General features: G+C 60.8%; 14 protein-coding genes. 9 read left to right on the forward strand and 5 right to left on the reverse strand.

Translation table 11 applies throughout. The features are described from left to right. Positions 1 to 352 precede the first annotated feature (352 nt). On the forward strand, positions 353 to 1,525 hold the full coding sequence (locus CVE23_RS02630) for a M20 aminoacylase family protein (RefSeq protein WP_100848814.1): 1,173 nt from the start codon (positions 353 to 355) through the stop codon (positions 1,523 to 1,525). A gap of 74 nt (positions 1,526 to 1,599) precedes the next feature. On the opposite strand, the gene CVE23_RS02635 is transcribed toward CVE23_RS02630, so the two are convergent. Next, on the reverse strand, positions 1,600 to 1,842 hold the full coding sequence (locus CVE23_RS02635) for a hypothetical protein (protein ID WP_038662710.1): 243 nt from the start codon (positions 1,840 to 1,842) through the stop codon (positions 1,600 to 1,602). A 244-nt stretch (positions 1,843 to 2,086) separates the two neighbouring features. Here CVE23_RS02635 and CVE23_RS02640 point away from each other — a divergent pair, with 244 nt between their 5' ends. The 5 genes from CVE23_RS02640 (at position 2,087) to ahpF (ending at position 7,213) form a co-directional block, all read left to right on the forward strand. Then, positions 2,087 to 2,926 carry an ABC transporter ATP-binding protein gene (locus tag CVE23_RS02640; RefSeq protein ID WP_082170977.1) on the forward strand — a complete coding sequence of 280 codons (840 nt, stop codon included), beginning with the start codon at positions 2,087 to 2,089 and terminating at the stop codon, positions 2,924 to 2,926. 74 nt (positions 2,927 to 3,000) lie between these two features. Beyond that, complete coding sequence (locus tag CVE23_RS02645) at positions 3,001 to 3,915, forward strand: ABC transporter substrate-binding protein (RefSeq protein ID WP_225622671.1); 915 nt, start codon at positions 3,001 to 3,003, stop codon at positions 3,913 to 3,915. After that, a complete protein-coding gene (locus tag CVE23_RS02650) occupies positions 3,912 to 4,910 on the forward strand; it encodes a FecCD family ABC transporter permease (protein ID WP_100848816.1) in 999 nt (332 codons plus the stop codon). Before CVE23_RS02645 ends, CVE23_RS02650 begins: the two co-directional genes overlap by 4 nt. Positions 4,911 to 5,013: 103 nt before the next feature. Next, positions 5,014 to 5,577, forward strand: coding sequence for an alkyl hydroperoxide reductase subunit C (ahpC, locus tag CVE23_RS02655; protein WP_038917722.1), 564 nt, complete (start codon positions 5,014 to 5,016; stop codon positions 5,575 to 5,577). A 73-nt stretch (positions 5,578 to 5,650) separates the two neighbouring features. Further along, positions 5,651 to 7,213, forward strand: a complete 1,563-nt coding sequence (gene ahpF / locus CVE23_RS02660) for an alkyl hydroperoxide reductase subunit F (RefSeq protein WP_038917723.1) — start codon at positions 5,651 to 5,653, stop codon at positions 7,211 to 7,213. Between the two features lie 204 nt (positions 7,214 to 7,417). On the opposite strand, the gene CVE23_RS02665 is transcribed toward ahpF, so the two are convergent. Further along, positions 7,418 to 8,248, reverse strand: a complete 831-nt coding sequence (locus CVE23_RS02665) for a DUF1868 domain-containing protein (protein WP_038917725.1) — start codon at positions 8,246 to 8,248, stop codon at positions 7,418 to 7,420. A 296-nt stretch (positions 8,249 to 8,544) separates the two neighbouring features. Between CVE23_RS02665 and CVE23_RS02670 the strand changes: the two genes are divergently transcribed. Next, the gene (locus CVE23_RS02670; protein ID WP_038917726.1) at positions 8,545 to 9,225 is read left to right on the forward strand and encodes a DapH/DapD/GlmU-related protein; all 681 of its coding nucleotides are present in this window, start codon (positions 8,545 to 8,547) and stop codon (positions 9,223 to 9,225) included. Here CVE23_RS02670 and uraH read toward each other — a convergent pair. From uraH to CVE23_RS02685, 3 genes are all read right to left on the reverse strand, one after another. Continuing rightward, positions 9,210 to 9,542 (reverse strand): hydroxyisourate hydrolase, encoded by a 333-nt coding sequence (gene uraH / locus CVE23_RS02675; protein WP_038917728.1) that lies wholly within the window; start codon positions 9,540 to 9,542, stop codon positions 9,210 to 9,212. The genes CVE23_RS02670 and uraH overlap by 16 nt on opposite strands. Continuing rightward, complete coding sequence (gene uraD, locus CVE23_RS02680) at positions 9,539 to 10,039, reverse strand: 2-oxo-4-hydroxy-4-carboxy-5-ureidoimidazoline decarboxylase (RefSeq protein ID WP_100848817.1); 501 nt, start codon at positions 10,037 to 10,039, stop codon at positions 9,539 to 9,541. Before uraD ends, uraH begins: the two co-directional genes overlap by 4 nt. A gap of 240 nt (positions 10,040 to 10,279) precedes the next feature. Beyond that, entirely contained in the window at positions 10,280 to 11,218 is a 939-nt protein-coding gene (locus CVE23_RS02685; protein ID WP_100848818.1) for a LysR family transcriptional regulator, read from the reverse strand. Positions 11,219 to 11,347: 129 nt separating this feature from the next. Between CVE23_RS02685 and CVE23_RS02690 the strand changes: the two genes are divergently transcribed. After that, positions 11,348 to 12,382, forward strand: a complete 1,035-nt coding sequence (locus CVE23_RS02690) for an aromatic ring-hydroxylating oxygenase subunit alpha (RefSeq protein ID WP_100848819.1) — start codon at positions 11,348 to 11,350, stop codon at positions 12,380 to 12,382. Positions 12,383 to 12,480: 98 nt separating this feature from the next. Beyond that, the gene (locus CVE23_RS02695) at positions 12,481 to 13,476 is read left to right on the forward strand and encodes a PDR/VanB family oxidoreductase (RefSeq protein WP_049854658.1); all 996 of its coding nucleotides are present in this window, start codon (positions 12,481 to 12,483) and stop codon (positions 13,474 to 13,476) included. The last annotated feature ends 23 nt before the right edge of the window (positions 13,477 to 13,499 follow it).

Below are 13,499 nucleotides of genomic sequence, written 5' to 3' on the forward strand. Positions count from 1 at the left end.
CCTCATTGGTCATCAGATTATTTCCCCGCTTTTTATCGATTCACGTGTGCCGAAATATACCCGAAACAGGGCGGAAATAACGCCAGGGTGATTTTTTCAAGACGTTATTTTTATTCTTTGAGGGAATTAATTATTCTCGCCTTATATTGATTTCATTATAACTCATGATGAAATGTGATTCGCTGTCGCCTTTTCCGCCTCCTATGATGAGTGAACGCAATCTGTTCCATTTATCGTCGGCGGCTGGGAGGAAATATGAAGTTATGTCACGGGTCTGATCGGTTGATTGCCGGGGCCATCGCGTCTGACGGCGCTTGCTGTTGTGACGCGGACATGACGTGAGGAACGCCTGATGACGGAGATCCCACGGCACATTATTGAGCAGGCCATCGAATGGCGGCGTGACTTTCATGCTCACCCGGAAATCGGCCTGCGCGAGCACCGCACCTCGGCGCGGGTGGCCGAATTGCTGGAGTCTTTTGGGCTGGACGTGCATCAGGGGATGGCGCAGACCGGCGTCGTTGGGACGCTGCGCCACGGCAACGGGCCGGCTATCGGCCTGCGGGCAGACATGGACGCGCTGCCGATTCAGGAACTGAACGCTTTTTCCCATCGTTCTCGTACCGACGGCCGCATGCACGCCTGCGGACACGATGGCCACACCGCGATGCTGCTGGCGGCAGCGCGCTATCTGAGCGAAACCCGCCGTTTTCGCGGTACGGTGCATTTTGTGTTTCAGCCGGCGGAGGAGAATGCCGGCGGCGGCAAAATGATGGTGCGGGAAGGGTTGTTCGAGCGTTTCCCGATGCAGGCGATCTATGCGCTGCACAACTGGCCGGGTCTGGCGGCGGGCGAGGTGGCGGTTAACCCTGGTCCGATGATGGCTTCGCAGGACAGCTTCCGCATTATCCTGACCGGTGTGGGATGCCATGCCGCGATGCCGGAGCGCGGCACCGATCCGATCGTGGCCGCCGCCCAGCTGATTCTGGCGTTACAGACCATTACCGCCCGCCGGTTGTCGCCGCTGGAACAGGCGGTGATCAGCATCACCCGCATTGAAGGCGGAGAAGCCGTCAACGCTATTCCGGGTCAGGTCACGCTGGCGGGCACGTTGCGTTGCCTGACGGCGGACACGCGTGAGCGGGCGCGGCAGCTGATTGGCGAGTATGTGCAGGCGGTGCCGCAGCCGATGGGGGTACAAAGCGAGTTGCACTGGCGTCCTGGCTATCCGGTAACGCAGAACCAGCCCGACGCGGCCGAGACGGTGCGCGAAGCGGCGATCGCGGCGCTGGGCGCCTCGCGGGTGCACTGGAATCAGCCACCCTCAATGGCGGCGGAAGATTTCTCTTACCTGCTGCAGGCTTGCCCCGGCGCTTATTTCTGGCTGGGCGCGGACGGCGCATCGCCATCGGCTTCGCTGCACAATGCGGAATACGATTTTAACGATGAGATTATCGCCAACGGCGTTCAGGTGTGGGTGGCGCTGGTGGAACGATCGTTGCGTGCAAGCGATGCCGATTTATAACGACGATATAGCCGGCCCGGCGTATTCAGGCGGATAGCGCTTTGCAATACGTGTACGGCGGCTGGCGCTGATAGTCAACGACCGATACTTCTCAACTGGGTGCAGAACGGGCAGTTGCAACCGCTGACCGACGTCGCATCGCAGATCCCCAACTGACCGACTTTCTGGCCGGTAGCGACGTGACCGTTACTGAACGCCGTTTCCACCTGCGCCAGTTTCATGGCGTCATCCGGGTTGACCGGCGCCAGTTTGGCCTGAAACGCCGAAGCGTTGGCTGCTGCAAACGAGAGAAAAACCAGCGACATCCTGAGTTTCATGACAGACCGCCTGTGGGTTGCAAAGCAAATCATGTTGCGAAGGAGTAATGACGGCTTGTTATAACATAACCTTTCTCGCTTCGCATCCCTCGTTCTCGTCCCACAATCGTACAGTTTGTAAGCGTTCATGACGGTTATACCGGCGTATCCGGCGGCAGGTTGGATGGTGTTTTTGGGGTTCTTTTTTAAAACCTCAATGTGTTATGTTATAACATAACATATATAATTCGGGAGGTGCGCTCAAATGTGGCAGGCCATGCCGCCTTTATTGCGGGTAGAACATCTGCGGGTAGGACATCTGGGACATCTGAATGTGGCGCATTCCGCCGGTCAGCCGTTGCTTACCGATATTCATTTTACGGTCGGGAGCGGGGAATGCCTGGCGATTGTCGGCCCCAACGGTAGCGGCAAATCCACGCTGTTGCGCGCTTTGCTGCATGACCCGCCGCCGGCAGGCGGATGTATCTGGCTGGGCGATAAGCCGCTGGCGCAGCTGTCCCGGGCGCAACGAGCACGACGTATCGCGCTGATGAGCCAGCATGACTCCCCCAGCCTGACGTTAACGGTGGAGGAATACGTGTCGCTCGGCTGCCTGCCGCATGCGGATGTGCTGTCGCTGTCGGCACAACAGGCCACGGTGGAACAGGTGCTGGATGAAACCGGCTTGTCGCCATTACGGCAGCGCAGTCTGGCGGCGTTGTCCGGCGGCGAACGCCAACGGGCGTTTCTGGCGCGCGCGCTGGCGCAGCGTCCGGACGTGCTGCTGCTGGACGAGCCGACCAACCATCTGGATCCGCTCGGGCGGGCGGCGTTGCTGGCGCTGGTGCGACAGCGCGGCATCGCCGTAGTGGCGGTATTACACGATCTGTCGCTGGTGGAACCGTTCGCCGACCGGGTGCTGGTGCTGTGCCGGGGCCGGCAAGTGTGTTGGGACGCGCCGTCCCAGGCGCTTGCCAGCGATTGCCTGTATCCGGTGTTTGGCATTCGCAGCTTCACGGTTCCCCATCCGCAAACCGGCCTCCCGTTCCGCTTGTTTGACGTGCCCGCGGGCGCGTGTGCATTCACCACCAGAGGAAGTCTATGAAAATATCATTCGGCGGCGTATCGCCATTCAACGGTTCTGTCGGGCTGATTAGCCTGCTGCTGGGATTCAGCGCCATGACGGCGCAGGCATCGGGGTTTCCGGTTACCGTGCAGAGTTGCGGCAAGCCGCTGACCTTCACCCAGGCGCCGCAGCGCGCCGTCATCAACGATCTCAACATGTCCGAAATGGCGTTCGCGCTGCATCTGCAACCGCAGATCGTCGGCCTGACCGGTATCAGCGGCTGGTACAAGATGACGCCGGAATTCCGCCGGCAAATGGGGGCGATTCCGGAGTTGTCGCCGAAATACCCGTCGCTGGAAACCCTGCTGGGCGCTAACCCGGACTTTTTCTTCGCCGGCTGGAACTACGGCATGAAAGTAGGCGGCGAAGTCACGCCGGACACGCTGGCGAAATACGGCGTCAAAACGCTGGTGCTGAGTGAAAGCTGTATTTTCGAAGACCGCCATCGCCCGCGCGCCAGCATGGATTTGCTGTACGGCGACGTGCTGACGCTGGGGCAAATTTTCGGCCGCGCGGAACAGGCGCAGGCGCTGGTGGATCAGTGGAAGGCGCGGCTGGCGGCGGTGCCTAAACCGCCGTCGGGTCAGGCGCCGCTCAAGGTATTCGTCTATGACTCCGGTGAGGATAAACCCTTTACCAGCGGCGTTTACGCCATGCCGACCGCCATTATCGACGCGGCCGGCGGCCGTAATGTGATGGATGATATGGCGGCGAGCTGGGCCACCACCTCCTGGGAGACGGTGTCGGCGGCGGAGCCGGATCTGATCATTCTGCTGGATTACCAGAACGGCGGCGGCGCGGCGGCCTTGCAGCATTTTCTGGAGTCCCACCCGCTGATGAAACACACCCCGGCGGTGGAACATCGGCGTTACCTGAAGCTGCAATACGCCGAGCTGACGCCGGGGCCGGCCAATATCACCGCGATTGAAAAACTCGCGCACGCGCTTTATCCGGCTGCGGCGCAATGAGGGCGCGCCGCCATTATGCGCTGATCTGCCTGCTGGTATTGGCTCTGCTCCTGGCGATGATGCTGGTCAGCACCGCGGTGGGCGCGATTCGTATTCCGCTGGCGCAGGTGCTGGCGGCGCTGACGCCGAATCACGGCGACGCGCCGGACAGCGTGCGCCGCATCGTCATGGAACTGCGCCTGCCGCGCACTCTGTTGGCCGCCGTCACTGGCGCCGGGCTGGCGATGGTCGGCGCGTTGCTGCAAACCACCACCCGCAACGATCTGGCGGATCCGTTCCTGTTCGGCTTGTCCTCCGGCGCGTCGGCGGGCGCGGTGCTGGTGATTACCCGTTTCGGCGAGTGGTTCGGCGCGTTCACCCTGCCGGCGGCGGCGTTTGGCGGCGGCATTTGTTCGGCGCTGGCGGTGATGGCGCTGTTTTTCCTGCGACAGGGGCGGCAGGCGGAGCACCTGGTGATTTGCGGGTTGGCTATTTCGTTTCTGTTTGGCGCGCTCACCAGCTATCTGGTGTTTTCCGGCGACCAGCGCGCCGCCGGTTCGGTGCTGTTCTGGTCGCTGGGCGGGCTGGGGCTGGCGCGCTGGGAGAATCTGCCGGTGGCGTTGTGCAGCCTGCTATTGCTGCTCGGGTTATTGCTGGCGCGCTGGCGGGCGCTGGATAGCCTGCTGGCCGGGGAACAGACGGCGGCGTCGCTGGGGGTTCACGTCAACCGGTTGCGGGTCGACGTGTTTCTGTGTTGCGCGCTGGCGACGGCATTGCTGGTGTCGCTGACCGGCGTAATCGGGTTTGTCGGGTTGATGGTGCCGCATTTGTGCCGCCCGCTGGCCGGGGCGCGTCACCGGCGGCTGGTGCCGCTGTGCGGCCTGCTGGGGGCGGCGCTGCTGTGCGGCGGCGATACCCTCAGCCGGGTGCTGCTGCCGTCGCAGGAACTGCCGGTGGGGATTGTGACCGCCGGGTTGGGGGGCTGCTTCGTGATTGCCCTGCTGGCAAAACGTTAGGTATTGCTTATCGATTTGATACAGACAACGCATTAGCGACATGCATCACATTTTTGTACCTTACATCTCAAGCCAAACACATTGAACCGATGAGGAAAACGAGATGTCCGTGATCAATACTAAAGTTAAACCGTTTAAAAATCAGGCTTTCAAAGAGGGTCAGTTCATCGAAGTGACCGAGAAAAACATTGAAGGCAAATGGAGCGTGTTCTTCTTCTATCCGGCTGACTTTACGTTTGTCTGCCCGACCGAACTGGGCGACGTAGCGGATTTCTATGATGAATTCCAGAAAATCGGCGTAGACATCTACTCTGTGTCCACCGACACCCACTTTACTCACAAAGCCTGGCACAGCAGCTCCGACACTATCGCCAAAATCAAATACGCGATGATCGGCGACCCGACCTGCCAGCTGACCCGCAACTTCGAAAACCTGCGTGAAGACCAGGGTCTGGCTGACCGCGGCACCTTCATCGTTGACCCGGAAGGCATCATCCAGGCGGTGGAAATCACGGCGGAAGGCATCGGCCGCGACGCGTCCGACCTGCTGCGTAAAGTGAAAGCCGCCCAGTACGTGGCGTCTCACCCGGGTGAAGTGTGCCCGGCCAAATGGAAAGAAGGCGATGCCACGCTGGCGCCGTCTTTGGACCTGGTTGGCAAAATCTAAGTCCGACTCTCCCTCTGATGCTTTTATCGGGTGCGTTGCACCCGATTTTTTACGCCAACGCCAAGGATAATCTATGCTCGACAATAACATGCAGCTCCAGTTGAAAGCCTATCTGGAAAAATTAACCAAACCTGTTGAGTTAGTGGCGACGCTGGACGACTCAGCCAAATCCGCTGAAGTTCGGGAATTGCTGACCGAAATCGCCGGATTGTCCGACAAAGTCAGTTTCTTTGAAAATAACGATCTGCCGGTGCGTAAACCTTCGTTCCTGATAACCAATCCGGGATCGGCCAACGGGCCGCGTTTTGCCGGTGCGCCGATGGGGCATGAGTTTACTTCGCTGGTGCTGGCGTTGTTGCAGACCGGTGGTCACCCGTCGAAAGAAGCGAAAGAGTTACTCGATCAAATTCGCGATCTGGACGGCAAATTCCACTTTGAAACCTATTACTCGCTGACCTGCCACAACTGTCCGGATGTGGTGCAGGCGCTGAATTTAATGTCCGTTCTGAACCCGAACGTCACCCACACCGCGATTGACGGCGGCGTGTTTCAGGATGAGATCAAAGACCGCAATATCATGGGCGTGCCCACGGTATTCCTGAACGGCGAACACTTCAGCCAGGGCCGCATGAGCCTGGGGGAAATCGTCGGCAAGGTAGACACCGGCGCCAACGCCCGCGTGGTCGACAAACTGAATAGCCGCCCGGTGTATGACGTGCTGATCGTCGGCAGCGGCCCGGCGGGCGCGGCAGCCGCCGTATACGCGGCCCGTAAGGGCATCCGCACCGGTCTGGTGGGCGAGCGTTTCGGCGGCCAGATTCTGGATACCGTCGATATCGAAAACTACATTTCGGTGCCGAAGACCGAAGGCGCCAAACTGGCGACCGCGCTGAAAACCCACGTGGACGACTACGATGTCGACGTTATCGATCTGCAAAGCGCGCAGAAACTGATTCCGGCTTCCGAACCGGGCCAACCGCACCAGATTGAAACCGTCTCCGGCGCGGTGCTGAAATCCCGCAGCATCATCATTGCCACCGGCGCGCGCTGGCGCAACATGAACGTGCCGGGCGAAGATCAGTACCGCACCCGCGGCGTGACCTACTGCCCGCACTGCGACGGCCCGCTGTTCAAAGGCAAGCACGTGGCGGTGATCGGCGGCGGCAACTCCGGCGTGGAAGCGGCCATCGACCTGGCGGGCGTGGTGAAACACGTTACCCTGCTGGAGTTCGCGCCGGAGCTGAAAGCGGACTCGGTGTTGCAGGACAAACTGCGTAGCCTGCCGAACGTGGACGTGATCGTGAATGCTCAGACCACCGAAGTGCTGGGCGACGGTCAGAAAGTCACCGGCCTGCAGTACAAAGATCGCGTTACTGACAGCGTTCACAAGCTGGCGCTGGAAGGGATTTTCGTGCAGATCGGCCTGCTGCCCAACACCGGCTGGCTGGAAGGCGCGGTTGACCGCAACCGCATCGGTGAAATCGAAATCGATGCCCGTTGCGAAACCAGCGTGAAAGGCGTGTTTGCGGCGGGCGACTGCACCACCGTGCCTTACAAGCAGATCATTATCGCCACCGGTGAAGGGGCCAAAGCCTCCCTGAGCGCGTTTGATTATTTGATCAGAACCCAGGCTTGATAGGTCCGAACCTTGTTCCATCCTGTGGCCTGACCGGCCGCTTTCGGGCTGTTACCCTCATACATTAACCTGAACTTTCAGGCGACCCGACCCCCTTCAGCATGTCTGAAGGGGTTTTTTTATGGCGTGCTCCAGACCACTACTCTGCGGGCCGCCGCGCTGCGACGTCAAAAATTTCTCCCGAAAATTCGTTATTAACGCCGGTCAGACGGTCAAGGGCACGGTGGTGACCGGCTGACCGACTTTCAACTGGGTATCGAACGCGAACATGTCGTTGAAGACGCAGAATTCCGGCACGCCCAGTTCCAGCACCGGCACCTGTTGCTGCAAATAACGCAGGCACGCCTGCTGGGCTTGCAGATACGCTTGCGATTCCTCTTCCGTCATCCAGCGCACCAGATAGGCCAGCGTGACGTGAAAGCCATAGCTATCGTGGTCCGGCGCGCGGATCGCCAGCCGTTCGGACAGCCGATCTCGCAGGGTGCGCAGCTTGCGTTCCTCGTTGTCGTCCAGCGGCGTCAGGCGTAGCGTGGCGCCGGAGTCCTGTCGGGCGTTGAAATCGGTGATGCGCAGTTTAAACGGCGGCGTGGCCTGCAAATCGAATCCCGCCAGCTTGCGTACCAGATGACTGCTGCAGGCTTGCAGCGGCGCGTCGGTCGGCAGGTCGGCCGGCCAAAATGGCAGTCTGCGTTTGGATTCGGTCACGCCTTCAAACACCGTCATGTGGTAACTGGAGGGCGGGGTGAAGGTCAGGCAGTGGCTGAAATCCTGTTGCCTGAGCGTATCACGCACCGCCGTAAAGGCATCCGACGCGCTGGAACCCAGCGGGATGTGGGAAATAATGGTGTTGCCGGGGAAGCGCCTGACGCTGCCGTCGGGGTTGAATTTACCGCCGATGTCGCGCGGCGTGGGCACCAGGGAACCGGATGGGCGCATGGTGCTGAACGTGTCGTCGGCTCTGGCGTTGGCGAACAACGACATACCGTAAGCCAACAGCGGCAGTTGTAAGACGAAGCGGCGGCGTAACGGGTTCATGATTCCTCCGAGTGGTTGGTGATTGACATACCCTTCATGCTTCAGATGGCAGGAGGGGGCTGTGTGATGCGGCTTGCATCAGCCCGAATTATTGGGGGTATCGACATGTGTTTGCCTAGGTTAGGCGCACTTTGATGACGGGTAAATTTCACGCAGTCATGAAGTTGTAAGCGGATCTTAATCGCGCCGTGCCTGACATGTTGCTGTCATCGGCCGGTGACAGGATGAGTTTTTTGCTTCGTCACGCTTGCTGACGCCATTTCTTCATTGACTTCACCGCACCAGGAAAACCGATTATGCGTCCTCAACCGCCATCGCCGGTGCTCAGCCCGGAACCCCGCCTTGCCAGTGATGTAAAAGCCCACCATATCGAATTGGGGCGCTGGACGGAAGTGGCTGAACGTACCGTGCTCAACCATGTCTCGTTGGGCGATTACAGCTACATCATGAATGACTGCGACCTGATGTTTACCCACATCGGCAAATTTACCTCGATCGCCTCGCATGTGCGGGTCAATCCCAGCAACCACCCGTGGTGGCGGCCGACGCTGCATCATTTCACCTATCGCCCCGGCAAATACCGCCTGAGCGATAACCCGGCGGCGGTGGACGAGGAAATTTTCACCTGGCGTCAGCAGGATAACGTCGTGATCGGCCATGATGTCTGGATCGGCCACGGCGCCATCGTGCTGCCGGGGGTGACCATCGGCAACGGCGCTATCGTCGGCGCAGGCAGCATCGTAACCAAGCCGGTGCCGGCCTGGACGGTGGTGGTCGGTAACCCGGCGCGGGTGCTGCGTCCGCGCTTTGAAGACCCGGCGGTGGCGGAAAAACTGGAGCAACTGCGCTGGTGGGACTGGCCGGACGAGAAAATTCGCGATCATCTACACCTGTTCCAGCAGGATGTGACCACGTTCGTCGACTATTTCTATCGCGACGCGTCGTTCCCGACGCCGTCTGATCAACTGCCGCGATAGGTAGACCACGACCAGGGCGAAATCAGAAACGGCAGGTGGTAATGCCCGACGTCGCCCAGCCGCACGTCAATCTGCGCGCTCACGTACAGCGCTTCCCGGTTGCCGGCGGCAAACCAACGGCCGATATCGGCCGTCAGGCGGTAGTGACCGGCGGGCAGCGGGTCGGGCGTGAAGCTGGCGATGCGGCCGTCATCATTGGTCTGATGCTGCGCTACCGGTTGCCAGCTGTCATGCACGCGTCGCTCCAGCAGAACCAGGATGCCCGTCGCCGGCTGGCCCAGCGCCGTATCCAGAATGTGGGTGCTGAGGGTACTCATTCGCCGATAGTTCCTTCCAGTCTGAGCAGGGTAATCTGGCGCAACTGTTCCAGCGCTTCCGCCGTTTCCTGCTGGGGGGTGTTTTGCAGCCGGCGGTGCAGAATTTGCAGGATTTCTTCGCCGCTGCGGCCTTTGGCGCGAATCAGAAACACCCGGCCAAAGTGGGATTCGTAACGGGCGTTGCCCGCCCGTAATGCGTTGGTCAGCGTGTTATCGTTGGACCGTACCGCCGCCTGTTCCTGACGCGATAGGCCGGCCTCCGGCGTCGGGGCGTGCGCCGGCTCGCCGATACGCGGGTGCGTGCGCAGCGCCTGAGCCAGTTCTTCTTCCTGCCAGCCTTGCGTGGCCTGTAATCCAGCCGCCAGCAACGCCGCGCGGTTGCCGTAGGGACGGCCGGCGGTGACCTGCTTTGCCCAGCCGGGCAGGGTCACGCACGGCGTTATCAGCGCCACCGCTTCGCTGACACTGAGCAGATTAAACTGTTCTAACGTGATCATCGTCGCTCCTTGTTCGGTTGTATTGACGCAATACGGCGCAAATTCCCTGTTGTCACGCCGGTTTCACAGGATAGGATTTTTCTTTTTGCAACCCACTTGCAACTAACATGCCAGCCGTAATTCGACCGACGGCTCGGAAACCGGTGTAGTCTGGCGCATACAACCGGTTCACGGTGGCGCAACGCACTGCACTTTTGTGGTGCATTTGCAGGGTAATCGGTCCGGCGCACCGGAACGGCGTCACGTCGATGAAGGGGAATGCCGCCCGGTTGTCTCTGCATCCAGTTGTTCGATCGCCTGAGTAAAGTGAGTAATCACTAATTGTGCAGCGCGCGACAACTGGCGGCTGGGAGCAACGCACAGCGCCAGGGTCAGCGGCCGCACCGCCTGATGGGTGAAGGGCACGAACGCCAGTGACCCCTCGCGCACTTCGCTATAAACATCCAGCAGACTCAGCACGCCGACTCCCACGCCCTGACGCACCAGCGACTTCATCACCCGCAGGTCGTTGCACACCATGTGTTGCGCCGGGGTCAGGTTATGCCGGTGGTACAGCCCTTCGGTACGCTCATGCACCATCAGCGGTGCGGCGGGTAAGAGTTGCCGGTCCGCTGCCAGCTGGCTGACAGTGAGCGCCCGCTCACTAGCCAGTGGATGGTTAGGGCGCATCACCGCGCCGATGGGAATTTCGGTGAACGCACGCACTTCAATGCCCCGGCTTTCCAGCGGGTCGAGCAGCAGGCCGATATCCACCTCCGCTTCCGCCACCAGCCCGTTAATAATGTGGCTTTCATGGGTGTGAATATCGAAGGTCAGGTGAGGATACTGGCGGCTTACCGTCGCCAGCGCCTGTATCAGCGGCCCGTCGCTTAGTGCGGCGATCATCGCCACCGACACATGACCGCGCCGCAGCCCCTGCAGGTCGTCGAAGCGCTGGCGAGTGAGCGCGTACTCCTTTTTCCAGCGGCACAGGTCGCTGTAGAGCAATTCGCCGGCGGTGGTCAGCCGCAGTCCGGCAGGCAGCCGTTCAAACAGTGGCGTTTCCATCATCGCTTCCGCCAGCAGAATCTGCCGGTTGATGGCGGAACTGGAAACGTGCAGCACCTCGGCCGCCTTGCGCAGGCTGCCGGTGCGGGCGACCGCCATAAAATAGTGGGAAAAGCGGGAAAAGGGGTCCATCGGCTTCACCTGTACGAATTTTTGCAGCGAAGATGTTAAAAATCTATTATGGACTGCAACACTTCCTGTTATCCACAATAACCTCACCTGTTAATTTTCCCGGCCGCCGACGGCATACAAGGTGATGTGATGAAACCCACGCTGACACCCCCTGCACACTGTTCCTTCGAGGTAGAAGATTGGATCCGTCTGGCGCGCTGCTGGCATCCGGTGGCGCTGGCGAGCGACGTCGGCCCCGCGCCGACGCAGGTCACGCTGCTGGATGAGCAACTGGTGGTGTACCGAATCGGTGACGAGATCGTGGCGGCGCGTGACATTTGCCCGCACCGCGGCGTGCCGCTCAGTATGGGATCGCACGATGGCGAGGGCATCGTTTGCCCCTACCACGGGCTGCGTTTCGGCGCCGGTGGGCGCTGCAACCGCGTGCCGGCCAGCCCGGAGCAGCCGATTCCCGCCAAGCTGCATCTGAATACTTTTGCGGCGCGCGAGCAGTATGGGCTGGTGTGGGTGTGCCTGGCGCCGCCGGACGGCATTCTGCCGGAACTGCCGTTCATGCCGCACTGGAATGACGCCGGTTTCCAGCAGATTGTCTGCCCGTCGTTTGATATCGCCGGGTTTGCCGGTCGCCAGATTGAAGGCTTTCTTGATGTAGCCCACTTTGCCTGGGTGCATACCGACACCTTTGCCGACCCGGACAATCAACAGGTTCCCGATTATCAGCCGATGGAAACGCCGTATGGTTTCAGCGTGGACTACGTCAGTTCGGTGTCGAATTTTGCCCGCGGTTCCGCACGGCAGGCGCCGGAAGGGTTCGCCTGGCTGCGCCATTTCGAGATGTTCCTGCCGTTTACCGCCACACTGACCATCCATTTCCCGGATGACGGGCGGCTGGTGATCATGAATGCCGCTTCGCCGGTTTCGGCGCGCAAAACCCGCCTGTTTGTGCCGATCGCCCGTAATTTCGATCTGCACATTCCGGTGGAGGATGTGCATGCCTTCAACCTGCGGGTGTTCGAGGAGGATCGGGCGATGGTGGAAAGCCAGCGACCGGAGCATCTGCCGCTGGACCTGACGCTGGAAGCGCACATTCCGGCGGATCGCAGCTCGATCGCCTATCGTCGCGGCCTGAAAAAGCTGGGGTATGGCGAGTTCTTTCTGGTATGAGCGCGGGAGGAAAGGCGATGGATACACCGGGCCGGATAAACGCTGCGGGCGAGATAAACATTTCGGGCGAGATAAAAACTATCACCGTGGCAAACACTATGACCGTGGTAAACACCATAACCGCGGTAAAAACCATGACCGTGGTGGTCGATGCGCTGTCCCGTCAGGGCGAGGGCAACGTGGCGCTGCGGCTGGTGGCGCCTGATGACCAGCCGTTGCCAGCCTTCGAGGCGGGCGCGCATGTCGATGTGCATCTGCCGGGCGGCGTGGTGCGCCCCTATTCGCTGACGGGCGACCCGGCGGATCGCAGTCACTATCTGTTGTGCGTGCGGCACGATGCGGCGTCGCGCGGCGGTTCCCGTTACGTGCACACCGCGTTGCGGGTCGGGCAGACATTGGCGATCTCCCCGCCGCGCAACGCGTTCGCGCTGGCGCCGGCCTGCGGCTATCTGCTGCTGGCGGGCGGGATCGGCATTACGCCGCTGCTGGCAATGGCGCACGCGCTGGATCAGGCCGGTCAGCCGTTCGAGCTGCATTATTTTGTTCGTCGCCGGTGTGAGCTGGCGTTTCGTGAGCGGCTCAGTCAGGGGTTCCGCCACGGTCACTGTCAGATCTGGTGCGCTGACGAAGGGCATAGCGCGCGCCGTCGCCTGCCGGGCAGCCTGTATGAGGGGGCCGAGGGCCGACGCTTGTATCTGTGCGGCCCGGCCGGGTTCATGACCCATGCAACCAACGAGGCGCTGGCGCATCAGTGGCCAGCGTCCGCCATTCACGCCGAAGCGTTTTGCGCCCCGGCGCAGACTCATGCTGATGACGCCGACGGGCGGACGTTTACCGTCGAACTGGCGTCCTGCGGCCGCACGTTCACCGTGCCGCCGGAGAAAACCATTGCCAGCGTACTGCTGGAGCATGATGTGGCGGTGCCGCTGTCGTGCGAGATGGGAATTTGCGGCGCCTGCCTGACGCCGGTGCGCGACGGCAGGCCGGATCACCGTGACAGCGTGCAGTCGGACGCGGAAAAAAGCGCGCCGCAACAACAGATTGCGCTGTGCTGTTCCCGCAGCCGATCGGCACATCTGGTGATTGAATTGTAGTGGCTGAAGGCAGCGATTGACTG

The organism is Dickeya fangzhongdai (assembly GCF_002812485.1).
Classification (GTDB): domain Bacteria; phylum Pseudomonadota; class Gammaproteobacteria; order Enterobacterales; family Enterobacteriaceae; genus Dickeya; species Dickeya fangzhongdai.